This is a genomic window from Streptomyces sp. NPDC000404, assembly GCF_040300365.1.
In the GTDB taxonomy this organism is placed as follows: domain Bacteria; phylum Actinomycetota; class Actinomycetes; order Streptomycetales; family Streptomycetaceae; genus Streptomyces; species Streptomyces ramulosus.
Map to the genome: position 1 here is coordinate 95,783 of NZ_JBEPDN010000022.1, position 16,416 is coordinate 112,198.

At 73.8% G+C, this 16,416-nt stretch carries 15 protein-coding genes; 9 read left to right on the plus strand and 6 right to left on the minus strand.

The annotated features are described in order from the left end of the window. Window positions 1-12: 12 nt before the first annotated feature. The 5 genes from ABT345_RS32400 to ABT345_RS32420 form a co-directional block, all read right to left on the minus strand. Window positions 13-648, minus strand: a complete 636-nt coding sequence (locus tag ABT345_RS32400; RefSeq protein ID WP_345084071.1) for a LutC/YkgG family protein — start codon at window positions 646-648, stop codon at window positions 13-15. After that, on the minus strand, window positions 645-2,210 hold the full coding sequence (locus tag ABT345_RS32405; RefSeq protein ID WP_345084068.1) for a lactate utilization protein B: 1,566 nt from the start codon (window positions 2,208-2,210) through the stop codon (window positions 645-647). Before ABT345_RS32405 ends, ABT345_RS32400 begins: the two co-directional genes overlap by 4 nt. Then, entirely contained in the window at window positions 2,207-2,974 is a 768-nt protein-coding gene (locus tag ABT345_RS32410; RefSeq protein ID WP_345084065.1) for a (Fe-S)-binding protein, read from the minus strand. The genes ABT345_RS32405 and ABT345_RS32410 overlap by 4 nt, the downstream gene beginning before the upstream one ends. A 258-nt stretch (window positions 2,975-3,232) precedes the next feature. After that, window positions 3,233-4,075 carry a FadR/GntR family transcriptional regulator gene (locus ABT345_RS32415; protein WP_345084062.1) on the minus strand — a complete coding sequence of 281 codons (843 nt, stop codon included), beginning with the start codon at window positions 4,073-4,075 and terminating at the stop codon, window positions 3,233-3,235. 186 nt (window positions 4,076-4,261) lie between these two features. Then, window positions 4,262-6,340, minus strand: coding sequence for a CDP-glycerol glycerophosphotransferase family protein (locus ABT345_RS32420; RefSeq protein WP_345084059.1), 2,079 nt, complete (start codon window positions 6,338-6,340; stop codon window positions 4,262-4,264). 515 nt (window positions 6,341-6,855) lie between these two features. On the opposite strand from ABT345_RS32420, the gene proB reads away from it, so the two are divergent. The 5 genes from proB to ABT345_RS32445 all read left to right on the plus strand — a co-directional run bounded on the left by proB (window position 6,856) and on the right by ABT345_RS32445 (window position 12,085). Next, window positions 6,856-7,932 carry a glutamate 5-kinase gene (proB, locus tag ABT345_RS32425; protein WP_345085105.1) on the plus strand — a complete coding sequence of 359 codons (1,077 nt, stop codon included), beginning with the start codon at window positions 6,856-6,858 and terminating at the stop codon, window positions 7,930-7,932. A 268-nt stretch (window positions 7,933-8,200) separates the two neighbouring features. Further along, complete coding sequence (locus ABT345_RS32430) at window positions 8,201-8,701, plus strand: DUF8830 family protein (RefSeq protein WP_345084056.1); 501 nt, start codon at window positions 8,201-8,203, stop codon at window positions 8,699-8,701. A gap of 245 nt (window positions 8,702-8,946) precedes the next feature. Beyond that, complete coding sequence (locus ABT345_RS32435; protein ID WP_345084053.1) at window positions 8,947-10,215, plus strand: glutamate-5-semialdehyde dehydrogenase; 1,269 nt, start codon at window positions 8,947-8,949, stop codon at window positions 10,213-10,215. 76 nt (window positions 10,216-10,291) lie between these two features. Then, on the plus strand, window positions 10,292-10,882 hold the full coding sequence (locus tag ABT345_RS32440) for an SCO2584 family spore wall biosynthesis protein (RefSeq protein ID WP_345084050.1): 591 nt from the start codon (window positions 10,292-10,294) through the stop codon (window positions 10,880-10,882). 78 nt (window positions 10,883-10,960) lie between these two features. Continuing rightward, window positions 10,961-12,085 (plus strand): SCO2583 family membrane protein, encoded by a 1,125-nt coding sequence (locus tag ABT345_RS32445; protein ID WP_345084047.1) that lies wholly within the window; start codon window positions 10,961-10,963, stop codon window positions 12,083-12,085. Here the strand turns inward: ABT345_RS32445 and ABT345_RS32450 are convergent. Beyond that, window positions 12,048-13,142, minus strand: a complete 1,095-nt coding sequence (locus ABT345_RS32450) for a M48 family metallopeptidase (RefSeq protein WP_345084044.1) — start codon at window positions 13,140-13,142, stop codon at window positions 12,048-12,050. The genes ABT345_RS32445 and ABT345_RS32450 overlap by 38 nt on opposite strands. 132 nt (window positions 13,143-13,274) lie before the next feature. On the opposite strand from ABT345_RS32450, the gene ABT345_RS32455 reads away from it, so the two are divergent. The 4 genes from ABT345_RS32455 to ABT345_RS32470 all read left to right on the plus strand — a co-directional run bounded on the left by ABT345_RS32455 (window position 13,275) and on the right by ABT345_RS32470 (window position 16,366). Then, a complete protein-coding gene (locus ABT345_RS32455; RefSeq protein ID WP_345084041.1) occupies window positions 13,275-13,460 on the plus strand; it encodes a hypothetical protein in 186 nt (61 codons plus the stop codon). A 153-nt stretch (window positions 13,461-13,613) separates the two neighbouring features. Beyond that, entirely contained in the window at window positions 13,614-13,763 is a 150-nt protein-coding gene (locus ABT345_RS32460; protein WP_345084038.1) for a hypothetical protein, read from the plus strand. A gap of 50 nt (window positions 13,764-13,813) precedes the next feature. Further along, the gene (gene nadD, locus ABT345_RS32465) at window positions 13,814-14,425 is read left to right on the plus strand and encodes a nicotinate-nucleotide adenylyltransferase (protein WP_345084035.1); all 612 of its coding nucleotides are present in this window, start codon (window positions 13,814-13,816) and stop codon (window positions 14,423-14,425) included. A 24-nt stretch (window positions 14,426-14,449) separates the two neighbouring features. After that, window positions 14,450-16,366, plus strand: a complete 1,917-nt coding sequence (locus ABT345_RS32470; protein ID WP_345084032.1) for a LytR C-terminal domain-containing protein — start codon at window positions 14,450-14,452, stop codon at window positions 16,364-16,366. The last annotated feature ends 50 nt before the right edge of the window (window positions 16,367-16,416 follow it).

A 16,416-nucleotide genomic window follows, 5' to 3' on the forward strand; every position in this document is an offset into this window, starting at 1 on the left:
GCCGTGGGCCGGTCAGGCGTCCGTCCGGATGATCACGTCCAGGGCGCGGGGCCCGTGGACGCCCTCGACGCGTTCCAGCTCGATGTCGGAGGTGGCGGACGGGCCGCTGATCAGCGTCGTCGGCCGGTCGGGGACGAGCCGGGCGACGGCCTCGGGGACGCCGACCACGACGCTCGACAGATCGACCACGCAGACGTGCAGGTCGGGGACGAGGGTCAGGGCGCGGCGGCCCTGGTCCGGGGAGCCGTCGAGGAAGATCGTGCCGGTCTCGGCGCAGCTGACGGCGGAGGCGGTGACCACGCCGTCGAGAGCGTCCAGCGCGGGCGGCGCCACCGCCGCGTCGTCCTCGCGGACCTCGCCGTCGTAGGCGGCCAGCCAGGCGCGGTCGAGCCCGGCGGGGACGCCGACGGTGCGGGCGCCGCGGGCGGCGAGGACGGCGGCGACGGTGGCCGCGGTCTCCTCGGCGGTGCAGGGGTGGACCTCGGCGCGGTAGTCGACGAGCCGGTCGGTGAGGAGCGCCAGCCGGTCGGCGTCGGGCAGGGTGCGGCCGGTGCGGTAGGCGCGGGGGATCGCCACCTCGGGGGCGGGGGCGAGCGCCAGGGCGTCGCGGATCCGGCCGAGCACCGTCTCGCGTGCGGTTGCGGTCACCGCTCCTCCTCGGGGGTGTCGGGGTTCTCGGGGGCGGCGGCGCGCTGCCGGGCGCCTTCGGCGGCGGCGTCGCGCAGGGCGGCGGCGCCCTCGTCCGAGGCCAGCCAGGAGCGGAAGGTGTGCCGGGGCGGGACGGGCGTGTCGCGGCTCTCGCTCCAGCCGTTCAGCGGCGGCGGCAGGTGGGAGATCGTGCCGTCGCGGCCGCCGGCGAGGCGGCCCAGGCGCGCGGCGTTCTGCGCGGCGGTGTAGACCTTGGGCCGCTTCATGATCCCGGCGGCTGCCTTCATGGCGAGCTTCTCCGCGGTCGCACCGGACCGTTCGGTCTTCTGGTGGCGCAGCTCGACCAGGAGCGACGGGATGTCGATCTTGACGGGGCAGGCGTCGAAGCAGGCGCCGCAGAGGCTGGAGGCGTACGGCAGCGAGCTGTTGGGATCGTCCTTGGCGGCGTGCATCCCGGCGAGCTGCGGGGTGAGGACGGCGCCGATCGGGCCCGGGTACGTCGAGCCGTAGGCGTGGCCGCCGGCGCGTTCGTAGACCGGGCAGACGTTGAGACAGGCGGAGCAGCGGATGCAGTTGAGCGCCTCGCGGCCGACGGCGTCGGCGAGCGCCGCGGTGCGGCCGTTGTCGAGCAGCACGAGGTGGAAGTCCTGCGGCCCGTCGCCCGGTGTGGTGCCGGTCCACATCGAGGTGTACGGGTTCATCCGCTCGCCGGTGGAGGAGCGCGGCAGCAGCTGGAGGAAGACCTCCAGGTCCTGGTAGCGCGGGATGACCTTCTCGATGCCCATGACGGTGATCAGCGTCTCGGGCAGCGTCAGACACATCCGGCCGTTGCCCTCGGACTCGACGACGGCGAGCGTGCCGGTCTCGGCGACGCCGAAGTTGGCGCCGGAGACGGCGACCTTCGCCGTCATGAACTTCTCCCGCAGATAGGCGCGGGCGGCGGCCGCCAGATGCGCGGGCACGGCGTCCAGCGCCGGATCGACGCCGGGGATCTCCTCGAGGAAGATCTCCCGGATCTCGTCGCGGTTGCGGTGGATCGCCGGGACGAGGATGTGCGACGGCTTGTCGTGCGCCAACTGCACGATCAGCTCGGCGAGATCGGTCTCGTACGGGGTGATGCCGCGGCTTTCGAGGTGTTCGTTGAGGCCGATCTCCTGGGTGGCCATCGACTTGACCTTGATGACCTCGCGGCTGCCGGTCGCCTCGATCAGCTCGGTGACGATCGCGTTGGCCTCGACGGCGTCGCGCGCCCAGTGGACGGTGCCGCCGCGCTCGGTGACCTTGCGCTCCAGCTCCTCCAGGAGGTCGGGGAGGCGGTTCATGGTGGCGGTCTTCAGCGCGGAGCCGGCGTCGCGCAGCCGCTCCCAGTCGGGCAGTTCGCCGGTGACCGCGAGGCGCTTGGCGCGGATGGTGTGGGTGGCCTTGCCGAGGTTGCGGCGCAACTGCTCGTTGCGCAGCTCGTCATGGGCGGCCTTGGGGAAGCTGCGGTCGCCGCGGAGGTTGCCGGCGCCGTACGGGGCGCGGGGCGGGGCGGCGGGCATGCCCAGGAAGGTGCGGCTCATCGGACGGCCTCCGTCGGGACGTACGGCGCGGTGCGGGTGGCGGCGAGGATCTGCGCGAGGTGCAGGGTGCGGGTGCCGGCTTTGATGCGGTGGAGTCCGCCGCCGATGTGCATCAGGCAGGAGGAGTCGCCCGCGGTGCAGACGTCGGCGCCGGTCGCGGTGATGTGGCCGACCTTGTCGTGCAGCATCGCCGTGGAGGTGTCGGCGTTCTTGACGGCGAAGGTGCCGCCGAAGCCGCAGCAGGCGTCGGCCTCGGGCAGCTCGACGAGGTCGATCCCCTCGACCGCGCGCAGCAGCCGCAGCGGCTTCTCACCGACCCGCAGCATCCGCAGAGAGTGGCAGGTGGGGTGGTAGGTGACGCGGTGCGGGAAGTACGCGCCGACGTCGGTGACACCGAGCACGTCCACCAGCAGTTCGGTCAGTTCGTACGTCTTCTCCTTGACGGTGGCGACGCCGGCGCGGAGCGCGGCGTCGCCGTAGCGCGCGGCGACGATCTCGTGCTGGTGGCGCACCGAACCGGCGCAGGAACCGGACGGCATCACCACCGCCTCGATCGACGCGTCCCCGAACTGCTCGGCGAAGCCGCGGACGAGGGGGACCGGCTCGCGCTGGTAGCCGGTGTTGACGTGCATCTGGCCGCAGCAGGTCTGCTCCGGCGGGAACACCACCTCGTGCCCGAGTCGGCTGAGCAGCAGGGCGGTGGCCTTCACCGCGTCCGGGAAGAGCGTGTCCCCCAGGCAGGTGGCGAAGAGTCCGATACGCATGGAGCGCCTCCCACAGAGTTTATGGTCCGACCATTCTAGCGTCGGGCCGGAAGCGGGGGCAGGAGGCGGCGCCGAGCGGGATGCGGGTCGGGTGTGCGGGGAGGGATACGTGGATGCCGGGTCGCGGGGATGCCGGTACGAGGGCAGGCCGGGGGAGGCCCGGGAGGCCCGGAACGCAGAAAGGCCCTGACCAGGGGCAGGTCAGGGCAGGCCGGGGCAGGGAAGCCGGGCCAGTGGGCGCGGAACGCGAACTACGGGCTACGCGCCCGCGTCCCCCGCATCGCCGGAGCCGGAGCCGGAGCCGGAGCCGGAGCCGGAATCGGGGCCGGAGCCGGGCCCGTCCGCGTCCCCATCGGCATCCCCGCCCCCACCGGCATCGGCATCCGCATCCGCCACGAGCGTCCCGTGGAAGCCGCGGATGTGCCGTTCGGCGAGGTCGGCGGCGGCCGGGCCGTCGCCGGCGCGGACCAGGCGGAGCAGTTCGGTGTGGTCGGCGTTGAGGGCGGCGGCGGTGGCCGGCCAGTCCTCGGCGGCCTCCAGCGCGCGCAGGATCAGCGGGCGGACCGACTCGCGGACCGCGGAGGTGAGCGTCGAGGTGAGGTCGTTGCCGGAGCTGCGGGCGATGGCGACGTGGAAGCGGGTGTCCAGATCGTTGAAGTCCGCGGGGGAGAGCCCCTCGGCGCCCAGCCGTCCCAGCAGTTCCTCGGCCTCCGCCAGCGCGTCCGGCGCACCGTGCCGGGCCGCCGCCTCGAAGCTGGAGCGCTCCAGGGTGACCCGGGCCTCCAGGACGTCGTGGAGGCTGTAGCTGCCGAGCGCGAAGTGCAGCCGCAGCAGCCGGCCGAGCGCGTCGTCGGGATGGCGCACGATCCGCGCCCCGGCGTCCGCGCCCCGGCCCGCCTGCGCGACCAGCACCCCGATGGTCTCCAGCACCCGCAGTGCCTCGCGCAGCGCCGAGCGGCTGACCCCGAGCACCGGCGCCAGCTCCCGCTCCGGCGGCAGCCGGTCCCCGGCCTTCAGCTCCCCGGCGAGCACCTGCGCCTCGATGCTCTCCAGCACCAGCTCATGCGTGCGGACCTGCCGCACGGGGCGCCACTCGGCCATCGGAATCCCTCGGCTCGCTCTCGTACCGGACCGGCGACTGTCGCCTGCGGATGTCCCGCACAGTCTATGGTCCGACCGTGCGCGGACGGCCGCCGGGAGCGGGCGCCCGGGAACGCCGAAGGGGCCCGCCGTCGGCCGGCGGGCCCCTTCGGACCGGTGGGGTGGGTGCCTGCGGCTCCCGTCGGCTCAGAGCGCCGCGGACGCCTCCGGAGCGCCGGGCTCCGCCGCGGCCGCGGCCTCATCGTCCTGCGCACGCTGGCCGGGGATGCCGGCCAGACGGCGCTCCATCCGGTCGCGCCGGGCGTCGGCCTCGGCGCACAGATCCAGCGCCGCCTGGTTGAAGCGGACCGACGAGGGCGGGTCCGACGGGCCGAGCAGGTGCTCCTTGAGGGCGGCGCGCTCGGCCGCGAGGGTGTCCAGCTCCGGGTCGCGGACGCTCGCCAGCAGCCCGGCGACGCCGTCCGCCTCGGGCGTGAGGATCGCCGCGGCGCGCACCGTCGGGAACTGGCTGCGGAACTCCTCCTCCGACATGCCGGAGGTGTTGGCGACCGCGTACGGCTTCTCACTGGTCAGGTAGTCCGAGACCACGCTGGAGACGTCGCTGATCAGCACGTCCGCCTGGTTGAAGCAGCCGAAGATGCCGGGGCGGGCGGTGGTGATGACGAGGTGCTCCCACTCCGGGAAGGACGCGAAGTAGGCGCTCTCCCAGGCGTCGGCGGCGGCCGCGACGGCGGCCGCGCGGCCCTCGGGCGGCGTGCCCTGCAGCCGCATCCGCTCCAGCTCGTCCGCGCTCTTGCGGAACGACGAGGTGGTCAGCGCGGCCAGCTCCGCCGCCCGGCGGTCCAGCTCGGCCGCGGCCTCGGCGCCCGGGCGGTCGCCGCCGCGCCGGGTGTTGGCCTCCGCGATCATCGCCTGGATGCGGACGTTGGCGGCGCCCGCGCGCGGGTCCACCGAACCGGTCATCGGGTGCGGCTTGTAGATCAGCCGCACCTTCGGGTCGGCCAGCAGCTCCCGGACGATGTTCTCGCCGGCCAGGATCACCGAGGTGTTGCCCGGGTTGCCGTCCCAGCCCTCCCAGGTCGGGGCGTACAGCACCGTCGTCATGCGGTCCGCGGCGGGCGCGCCCGCGTACGGCCGGATCGGCGCCAGCTGCGGGCGGCCGACCTCGACGACGTCCTTGTCCTCCACGCCGATGTCGGCGAGCTGGTAGCGCTCGCGGGCCGCCGGACCCGCGACCCACACCTCGTCGTACGCCTTCGCGTACGGGTTGCAGGACGACAGCTTGTCGCTCTCACCGTGGTTGATGAAGGCGTGCTTGATGGAGGGGATGCGCAGGATCTGCGAGGTCTTGCCGGAGTTCGCCGGGTGCAGCAGCAGCTTGAGCGCGGAGTGCTCCAGGCGCATCAGGTTGGCGACCTTCGGGATGCAGACGATCGGGATGTCCGTCGCCTCGATCTTCTGCACCATGAACCGCTCGCGGAGCACGATGATCGGCTTGCCGTCCAGACCGGCCAGCGTGGAGAGCCACATGTTGGCCTGGTACGCGGAGGTCGCGCCGCCGGAGAAGTACATGCCGACCGTCGGCTCGTACGCGGCCAGCCACCGGTCCAGCCACTCCAGGGCGCGCGCCTCGCCGAGGACCCGCTTCTTCGGCATCAGCCAGGTGGCCAGGTAGACCGAGCCGCCGATCGACAGGAGCAGCGAGACGGTCAGTCCGACGCCGCCCCAGAACGCGTCGGTGGTGATCGCGGTGACCATCATGCCGGCGGTGGTGGGCACCGAGAAGCGCAGCAGCCGGCGGCCGGTCTGCCGGGACAGCAGCCGCGGCGGCGCGTCGGACAGGCCCAGCGCGCTCGCGTCGACGTTCCGCGTCACGAACGGCAGCGCACGGCTGCGCCGCACCAGCACCGCGAGGGCCTGGCAGACGAAATGGGTGCCGTAGAAGACCAGCAGCGCGATGGTGAGCGGGGCCTGCTCGACGAGCGGGTTGATGCCGTCGATGTGCAGCAGGCCGACCAATATCAGCATGTCGCGCAGCAGCTGGCGGACCGTGACGTCGAAGCGGACCCGGCCCAGCACCGCCAGCAGCCCGGGCTGCTTGTGCTGGAGGAACAGGTCGAGACCGAGGTTGACCACGGATGCGACGATGAACAGCGGTATGACGGGCAACAGCGCACCGAGAAGCTGGGCGATGAAGGCGACCATCATCGCGAGCAGCGCCGCGAGCTGTACGGCTCGGCGGGGGGCGATTCCGGCGGAAGGCACGGGGAAGGGCTCCTGGCAAGCAAAAAGAAAGGTCAGGTGACGGCCGAGGGGGCGGCCGGGCCCCGCGCTGGGACGCCACGGAGGCGGGGAAAACGGGACCGGTGGACACCCGACCGTATGACCTTGTTGGCTCCGGTGACAATCTGCTGTGGTTCTCATCACCGCGAATACGGACAATCGAACGCAACCTCAAAGACCCCGTTGCCGTCTTATCCGTCTTGTCCTCGCCCGCCGGGCGCCAACGCCCTTGCCGCGCCCGGCCGTCGCGCCCCGCGCCGCCCGGCGTGAGCGGGAGCACACCGCGCCCACCGCCCGCGCGCCCCGTCCACCGCGTCGTCCACCAGGCGAAATCGCCACGCGTCCGCCCCGCCCGCTGCCGTAGATTTCCTCCCGCACGGCGGTACCGGACGCGAGCACAGGGGTAGCAGGTGGCAGGGGCGAATCAGGGGGCAGCGGGCGAGAGGACCTCCGGGGGCGCGGGGCCGCGCGAGGGCGTCGCCGAGGCCCGCCGGGTCGTGGTGAAGGTCGGCTCGTCCTCGCTGACCACCGCAGCCGGCGGCCTGGACGCCGACCGCGTCGACGCGCTGGTGGACACGCTGGCGAAGTACCGCGACAAGGAGATCGTGCTGGTCTCCTCCGGCGCCATCGCCGCGGGCCTGGCCCCGCTCGGCCTCGACCGGCGCCCCCGCGACCTCGCCCGCCAGCAGGCCGCCGCCAGCGTCGGCCAGGGCCTTCTCGTCGCCCGCTACACCGCCTCCTTCGCGCGCTACGGCCGCCGCGTCGGCCAGGTCCTGCTGACCAGCGACGACACCAGCCGCCGCGCCCACTACCGCAACGCCTGCCGCACCCTGGACCAGCTGCTGGCCATGGGCGCCGTGCCGATCGTCAACGAGAACGACACCGTCGCCACCGACGAGATCCGCTTCGGCGACAACGACCGCCTCGCCGCCCTCGTCGCCCACCTCGTCCGCGCCGACCTCCTCGTCCTCCTCTCCGACGTCGACGGTCTCTACGACGGCGACCCGTCCACCCCCGGCACCACGCGGATAGCGCAGGTCAGCGGGCCCAAGGACCTGGAGGGCATCGAGATCGGCAGCGCCGGGCGGGCCGGGGTCGGCACCGGCGGCATGGTCACCAAGGTCGAGGCCGCCCGGATCGCCGCGGCGGCCGGCGTCCCCGTCGTGCTGACCTCCGCGGTGCACGCCGCCGAGGCGCTGGCCGGCGGCCCCACCGGCACCCACTTCCTGCGCACCGGCCGCCGCTCCGCCGACCGGCTGCTGTGGCTGGCGCACGCCTCCACCCCGCGCGGCGCGCTCGTCCTCGACGACGGTGCGGTGCGCGCGGTCGTCGAGCGCAACTCCTCGCTGCTGCCCGCCGGGATCGCCGCGGTGGAGGGCGAGTTCACCGCGGGCGACCCGGTCGAGCTGCGCGACCCGTCCGGCACCGCCGTCGCCCGCGGGCTGGTCAATTTCGACGCCCGGGAGATCCCCCGGCTGATCGGCCGCTCCACCCGCGACCTCGCACGCGAACTGGGACCCGCCTACGAGCGCGAGGTCGTGCACCGCGACGACCTCGTCCTTCTCGACCACTGACACCCCGGCGGCCCCTCCCGTCCCACCGGTGACGCCGCCGCCCGGGGCCCGCGGCCACCGGGCGCGGCGGCGCCCGTAGCGGAGCGGCGTGCCCCCTTTCCGCGGGGACCTTCGTCAAAACGCCCCCGCGACGGTCCGTGGGCTGGTCCACTTTGTTGCGGGGGCACCGCAGGTGAGCGGCGCCCGCAGCACGCCGGGAAAGACCCGCACCGATCGGCTCCGCGCCCGCGCGGGCCGATTCGCATCAGCCGCAGCACAGGAGGCCGCCGTGGTACGAGGGCGCCCAGGGGCACCGCTCCGAGGGGTGGCGGGGCCCACACTGACCAGCGTCGGGACCGGCACCCCGCCGGACGCCCCGGCCCGGTCCGACGCCGCCGACCGCACCCGACCGCACGCCGCACCGGAGCCGCGGCCCGAAGGCCGCGAGGTCTCCCGGCTGTGGCACGTCACGCTCAGCGTCTCCGGGCCCGACGCCCCGCTGGCGGACGTCCGGCGGGCCCTCGAACAGCTCGCCCACGACCACCCGTTCCTGCTGACCAGCCGCTACGCCAACGACCACGCCGAGATCCGGTACTGGGAGGAGGCCCGCGACCTGCACGACGCCGCCGCCGTCGCGCTCCGCCTCTGGGGCGAACACCGCTCCACCGCGGGCCTGCCGCCCTGGGAGATCGTCGGCCTGGAGGTCATCGACCGCGACACCTACCACCAGCGCATCGCCGAGGGCTACGGCCCGCCACCGGCGGCACCGGTGGGGGTGCACCCGTATTGAAGTGAGCAGGGGGACGGGGCGGGGCGGGCTCACGGGCCGGGTGAGTCCCAGGGGCAAGCCGGTCACATGAGCCGGGCCCACGAGACGGGCCGGCCCCGTGAGGCGGGTCGGCCCCGTGAGGCGGGTCGGCGCCATGAGGCGAGCCGGCCCCACGGGAGGCCACGGGCCCGTCCCGTCCGCCCCGCCCGTCCCGCTCCGTGAACCACCCCGCTGCTCCGCGCCGCCGCTCGTCTAGTCTTCCGCCCATGACCAGCAGCGCCTCGCACTCCTCACCCGTCCTCGCGACCGCGGCCCGCGCCCGGGAGGCCGCCGCCCTCCTCGCGCCGCTGCCGCGGACCGACCGCGACGGCGCCCTGCTCGCCATCGCCGACGCCCTCGTCGCCCGCACCGACGAGATCGTCGCGGCCAACGCCGAGGACACCGCCAAGGCGCGCGCCGCCGGCACCCCCGAATCGCTGGTCGACCGGCTGACCCTCACCCCCGAGCGGGTCGCCGCCATCGCCGACGACGTCCGGCACGTCGTCACCCTGCCCGACCCGGTCGGCGAGGTCGTCCGCGGCTCGACCCTCCCCAACGGCCTCGACCTGCGGCAGATCCGCGTCCCCCTCGGCGTCGTCGGCATCATCTACGAGGCCCGGCCCAACGTCACCGTCGACGCCGCCGCCCTCTGCCTGAAGTCCGGCAACGCCGTCCTGCTGCGCGGCTCCTCCTCCGCGTACGCCTCCAACACCGCCCTGGTCACCGTCCTCCGCGACGCCGTGGCGGGCGCCGGACTGCCCGCCGACGCCGTCCAGCTGGTGCCCGGCGAGAGCCGTGAGTCGGTCCGTGAGCTGATGCGCGCCCGCGGCCTGGTCGACGTGCTGATCCCGCGTGGCGGCGCCTCGCTCATCCGCACCGTCGTCGAGGAGTCCACCGTCCCGGTCATCGAGACCGGCACCGGCAACTGCCACGTCTACGTCGACGAGGCCGCCGACATCGACATGGCCCTGTCGATCCTCGTCAACTCCAAGGCCCAGCGGCCCAGCGTCTGCAACTCCGCCGAGACCGTCCTCGTGCACGCCGGCATCGCCGACGCGTTCCTGCCCCGCGCCCTCGAAGCCCTCACCGAGGCCGGAGTGATCGTCCACGGCGACGCCGCCTGGCAGCAGGCCGGACCGGGTCTGGTCGCCCCCGCCACCGACGAGGACTGGGCCACCGAGTACCTCTCGTACGACATCGCCGCCGCCGTCGTCCCCGACCTCGACGCGGCCGTCGCCCACATCCGCCGCTGGACCTCCGGCCACACCGAGGCCATCGTCACCACCTCGGCGGCCGCCGCCCGCCGCTTCACCCGGTTGGTCGACTCGACCACGGTCGCGGTGAACGCCTCCACCCGCTTCACCGACGGCGGCCAGTTCGGCTTCGGCGCCGAGATCGGCATCTCCACCCAGAAACTGCACGCCCGCGGCCCCATGGGACTGCCCGAGCTGACCTCCACCAAGTACATCGTCACCGGCGACGGGCACATCCGCTGATCCCCGGCCGGATCACGGGCGAGGCCGTCGGTTCCGCTCCCTGCCCAAGCCGCCCGTGCGGGGCTAATCTGGACGGGTGCCGGACGACGCGGGGGGCACGCCGTTCCCGGACGGCGAACAGCCCGACGAGCACGACCACGGGAGCCACGGAGCGGCGGACGAGGACTTCGCCTCCGTGGTCTTCGACGAGGCGTTCGTCCGCGGCGCACAGATCCACGAGCCCTCCGCCGTCGAACGCCTCGTCGCCGCCGCCGAGGCCCGCGCCGGCCTCGCCGTCGGCCCCGAGCACGAGAGCGGCGACCCCTTCGACGACTCCCGCGGCCGGGACCCGTACGGCGCCCACGACGACACCTACGCGCCCTACGGACCGTACGGGCCCTACGGCGGCGCGCTCCGCCCCTACCGCGGCACCGCCCACTGGCACCGCCCGGTGGCCTGGGTGCTCGCCGTCGTCATGGGCGTCGGCCTCGTCGCCCTCGCCTTCACGGCCGTCCACCGCACCCCCGGCGCCGGAACCCCGGGGCGGCCCCCGGCCTCCAGCGGCCCGGACACCCCCTCCGGCGGCCCACGGCCCGGACCGGCCCGCCCCGGCCTGCCGCCGCCCGCGTCCACCGGAGCCGTCCCGCCGTCCGCGTCGCCCGTCCCGTCCGGGTCCCGGACGCACTGATGGCCCCGGGGCATCCGCGGGCGCGATCCGCCCGTCCCCCCACGTTTACGGACCGCCCCGCCGACCTACCCTGGTGATATGAGCGGACGAGGTGACCCTCCCGAGGGGACGCCGGACGGCGCTCCGGGAGGCGGCGAGGACGAATACCGGTCGATGGTCTTCGACGAGTCGTTCATCCGCGCTGCCCGGCTCCAGGAGAACTCCGCCGACGAACGCCTCGGCGAGCACCACGCCCCCGCCGTCCGCCCCCGCCGCCCCTGGATGCGGCTCCCCGGCTCACGCCAGGCGCTGCTGCTGGTGCTGCTGATCGTCATCGCCTTCGGGACCGCCATCTACATGGGCATCCGCCACCCGTACAAGGCCGCCGAACCGGGGCTCGGCGCGCAGCCGCTGCGGTCTTCGGTGGTGCCGCTCACCCCGCCGGGCGCGGTGCCGGGCGGCGCCCCCGGCGATCTCTTCGCGCACAGCCCGGCCGCCCGCTTCCGGGTCGGCGAAGCCGGGGTCAACCTCCCGGCGAACGCCGCGCGGACCCCGCACTTCTCCGGCGGACAGGTCGTCGAGGCGCTGCGGCTGGCGAAGGAGTACCTCGTCCGCTCCTCGATCGACCCGGCCACCCTGACCGGCGGCGACGTCCGCTCCGTCCGGCTGCTGCTGGACACCGGGCAGCTCGATCAGTTCGACCGGAGCATGGCGCGCCCCGTCGACGACGGGCGGCACGCGGCCACCGGCTGGCTGATCCGCTTCGACCGCACCACCACGGCCCTCGCCGACCGGAACGTGCGCGTCGACGGCACCCTCGGCGCCTCCGAGAGCGGCCCCGACTCGCTGGAGGTCACCGCCGACTACACCTTCGTCTACGCCGTGCGGGCCACCGGGAGCGCCGACCAGCACGCCGGCCACGGCACCGGCAAGCCCGTGCCCGGCGCCTCCTCGCTCTTCACCGTCCGCCGCGAGATCCGCTTCCGGCTGGACCGCGAGGACCTCGCCGACCACCGCCTGGAGATCACCCAGAGCAGCCTCCAGGCCGGACCGATGGCCTGCGCCCCGCAGGCGGACGTGCTGCGTCCGCTGCTGGCCGGCCAGCACGCGGGGGACGCCCGCCCGGCGGGCACCGATCCCTACTCCCGCCAGTGGGCGAACCCCTCGCTGTGCGGCCGGCTCGCCGCTACTTCCCAGCCGACTCCGAGCCACCCGATCCGCTAGCGCCGTCGTCACCGGAGCCGCCGGGACGCTGCGTGCCGCGGAAGACGGTGTCGCGCAGCTTGCCGCCGAGGTCGCCCGCGCCGCCCGCGATGTCCCGCACCAGGCCCATCAGCGGGTCCTTGCTGTTGCGCACCGAGTCGGCGTAGTGGGACGCGGAGTCACGGAAGGAGTCGGAGACCGAGGTGTCCTTGTCCTCCTCGCGCCGCGGGTAGTGGCCGTCCATGATCCGCTGGTAGTCGCGGCTGGCCGCCCACTTCTTCAGCTCGGCGGCGCGCACCGTGGTGAAGGGGTGGCTGCGCGGCAGGACGTTGAGGATCTTCAGCACGGAGTCGCGCAGATCGCCGCCGGACTCGTACTCCTCCGCCTGCTCCAGGAACGCGTCGACGTTCATCTCGTGCAGATGATTGCCGCCCGCCAGCTTCATCAGGCCGCGCATCGAGGCGTGGACGTCCTGCCCGACCAGCAGTCCGGCGCGGTCCGCCGACAGCTCCGACTTGCGGAACCACTCGCGCAGCGCCGTCACGATCGCCATCACCGCGACATTGCCGAGCGGGATCCACGCCACCCGCAGCGCCATCTTCGTCAAGAAGAGCAGCAGGGTGCGGTAGACCGCGTGCCCGGACAGGGCGTGACCGACCTCGTGGCCGATGACCGCCCGCATCTCCTCCTCGTCCAGCAGCTCGACCAGGCCGGTGGAGACCACGATGATCGGCTCGTCCAGACCGATGCACATGGCGTTGGGCTGCGGGTCCTGATTGACGTACATCGGCGGGACCTTCTCCAGGTCCAGGATGTAGCAGGCGTCGCGCAGCATGTCGTTGAGGTGCGCGAACTGCCGGTCGCTGACGCGCACGGAGTCCGACAGGAAGAGCAGCCGCAGGCTGCGCTCCGGCAGCAGCCCGCTGAGCGTCTTGAAAACGGTGTCGAACCCGCTGAGCTTCCGCAGCGCCACCAGCGCCGACCGGTCCGCGGGGTGTTCGTACGAACGGGACGAGATACCGGGGAACCGCCTGCGGTCCCGGCTCGGTACGCGCTCGCCGCCTGGGCTCTCCGTCATTGGGGCCTCCCCCTGTTCGACTGCGTGTGATTCAGACTAGAGGACGCCACCGACACCCGATTGGATGCTCGGGCGTACGCTGACGTCGTACCACTTGACCGCACAGTCCCGTACAAAACGGAGCGCCCCGCCATGACGATTCCGAGCGTGCTGCTCGCCGCTTCCGACGCCGCCGCGACGGCCGGTGCCACCGGCGCCTCCCACGCCAACGACGGCCCCGGGTGGCTGCTGCGCGGCACGATCATCGTCGGCGTCCTCGGCGCGGTCCTGCTCGCCTGGTTCCTGCTGCGCGGCTACGGCGACTCGGACGGCAACTGACCGCGGCCGCCGGGGAAGTGAGGCCGTCGGGCACCCCGCCGGACGGCCGCCCGCGCCCGTGCCCGGCGGAGTCGCCGTGAGCCCGCACCGGTCCGCCGCTTACGATGTGGCGGAAGTCTCTGCCCGCCCCGAGCCCGGATTGGTCCCCCGCCGATGAGCCTGCACACCCCCGCACAGTCCCTGGTCGCCCTTGCCGAAGGGGGCCAGCACGAGAGCCTCAACCCGCTCGTCACCGGCGGCGGGGCCTTCGTCGTCCTGCTTCTCCTGCTGGTGATCACCACCCGCTTCAACCGGGACCGCTGAGCCCGGACCCGGCCTCCGGCACGGCGCGGCGCCCAGTAGGGTCTGCACGCATGGGAGAGCACACAGAGCCCGTGAAGCGGCGACTCGGAGTGATGGGCGGGACCTTCGACCCGATCCATCACGGACACCTTGTCGCCGCCAGCGAGGTGGCCAGCCAGTTCCACCTCGACGAGGTCATCTTCGTCCCGACCGGACAGCCGTGGCAGAAGAGCCACAAATCGGTGTCCCCGGCCGAGGACCGGTATCTGATGACGGTCATCGCGACCGCGTCGAACCCGCAGTTCTCCGTCAGCCGCATCGACATCGACCGCGGCGGCAAGACGTACACCATCGACACGCTGCGTGACCTGCGGGCGCTGCACGGCGACGCCGATCTGTTCTTCATCACCGGCGCCGACGCGCTGGGGCAGATCCTCACCTGGCACGACGCCGAGGAGCTGGTCTCCCTCGCGCATTTCATCGGCGTCACCCGGCCCGGCCACGTCCTGGCCGACCCCGGACTGCCGGACGGCGCGGTCTCCCTCGTCGAGGTGCCCGCGCTCGCCATATCCTCCACCGACTGCCGGGCGCGCGTCGCCCAGGGCGACCCGGTCTGGTACCTCGTGCCCGACGGCGTGGTGCGCTACATCGACAAGAAGCAGCTCTACCGCGAGAACGGCTGACGGGGCGGATCGAAAGGGGCACCGGTGACCGACCGACAGGACCCGTACGGGCCGCAGGACCCGTACACCCCCGACCCGTACGCCCATGAGCGGCGGCAGGGCCGGCAGGAGTACACCTACGACGCGTACGGCCAGCCGGTGTACCAGGACACCGCGCCCGGCCCGGACCCGCACCACGACCCGTACGCGCGGCCCGCACCGTACGGCGACCCGCCGTCCTACGGCCACGACCCCTACGGGGGCCAGGGCCACGGCTACGACGCCCACACCCAGGGCTACGACCCCTACGGGAACCCGGCCCCCGGCGGCGCCCCGCAGCAGGACTGGGTCCCGCAGCAGGCCCCCCGCACCCCGTACGAGCAGACGCCCTACCAGCCGTCCGCCCACGAGCCGTCGTACGACCGGCCCGCCTACGGGCAGGAGACGTACGGCGGCGCCCCTTACGGGGAGCAGGCCTACGCCGGGCAGCAGCAGTACGGCGCGCAGGGCTACGCGCAGCCCGGTTACGCCGATCCGTCCCGGGCCGGGCAGCGCCCCGTGGAGCCGGAGGCGCCGCGTGCCTACCCCGAGGAGCAGCCGCACCACCACGAGCAGCCGCCGCGGCCGCCGGAGCAGCGCCGCCCGTCCGAGGACACGGGCCCGGCGGACGGCCCCGAGCCGGCCGCGCCCGGCGGCGACCGGGGCCCCGGGTACGAGACGGAGCAGTTCGCCTTCATCGAGGAGCCGGACGAGGACTCCGAGGACGTCATCGACTGGCTGAAGTTCACCGAGAGCCGCACCGAGCGGCGCGAGGAGGCCAAGCGCCGGGGCCGCAGCCGCCGCGTGCTGCTCGTGGTGCTGCTCGTGCTGCTGGTGGCCGGCGGCACCGGCTACCTCTGGTGGGCCGGGAAGCTGCCGGGGCTCAGCGGCCCGGGCGGCGCCGCCGCCGAGGCGGGCGCCGGGCAGAAGCGCGACGTCCTCGTCGTCCACCTCCGCGACACCCGCACCGGCGACAGCTCCACCGCCCTGCTGGTCGACAACGAGACCACCGGCAAGGGCACCACCGTCCTGCTGCCGAACACCCTCGTCCTCGCCAAGGACGACGGCACCGCCACCACGCTCGGCAAGTCCGTCAAGGACGACGGCACCGAGCCCACCCGGGACGCCCTGGGCACCCTCCTGGGCGCCGACCTCAAGGCCTCCTGGCGGCTCGACACCCCGTATCTGGAGAACCTCGTCGAGACGGTCGGCGGCATCTCCGTCGACACCGACACCACCGTCCCCGGGGCGAAGAAGGGCGACTCGCCCCTGGTGAAGCCGGGCCACGACCGCCTCCTCAACGGCCAGTCCGCGGTCGCCTACGCCACCTACCGCGGCCCCGGCGAGAGCCAGGACACGCAGCTCAAGCGGTTCGGCCAGGTCATGCAGGCCACGCTGAAGAAGGTCTCCAGCGACGCCGACGGCGCCACCGCCACCGTCAAGTCGCTGCTCCAGGTGCTCGACCCGCCGCTCACCGAGGCGCAGCTGGGCAGCTCGCTGGCGGTCCGCGCCGAGCTGGCGAAGACCGGCGCGTACGGCACGCTGCTGCTGCCGGTGCAGGCCAACGGCACCCTGGGCGCGGACGCGGCCGGTTCCGTCGTCAAGAACGTCCTCGGCGGCACGGTCAAGAAGACCGATCCGAACGGCGCACCCCGGGTCTCCGTGCGGAACGCCACCGGCGACGCCAAGGCCGCGCCCAAGGCGCAGGCGGCGCTGGTCAACGGCGGCTACACCTTCGTCAGCGGCGGCACCGCGGACGCGGCTCAGGCCGCCTCCCAGGTCACGTACGCGGACACAGCCGACCACGGCAAGGCGGTGGAGGTCGCCAAGACGCTGGGCCTGCCGGACGGCGCGGTCACCAAGGCGAACGGCGCCGCCAACGCGGACATCACGGTCGTCCTGGGCCAGGACTACCGGGGCTGACCGCCACGGAAGCGGGCCGGGCCCACCTGCTGCTCCAGCAGGTGGGCCCG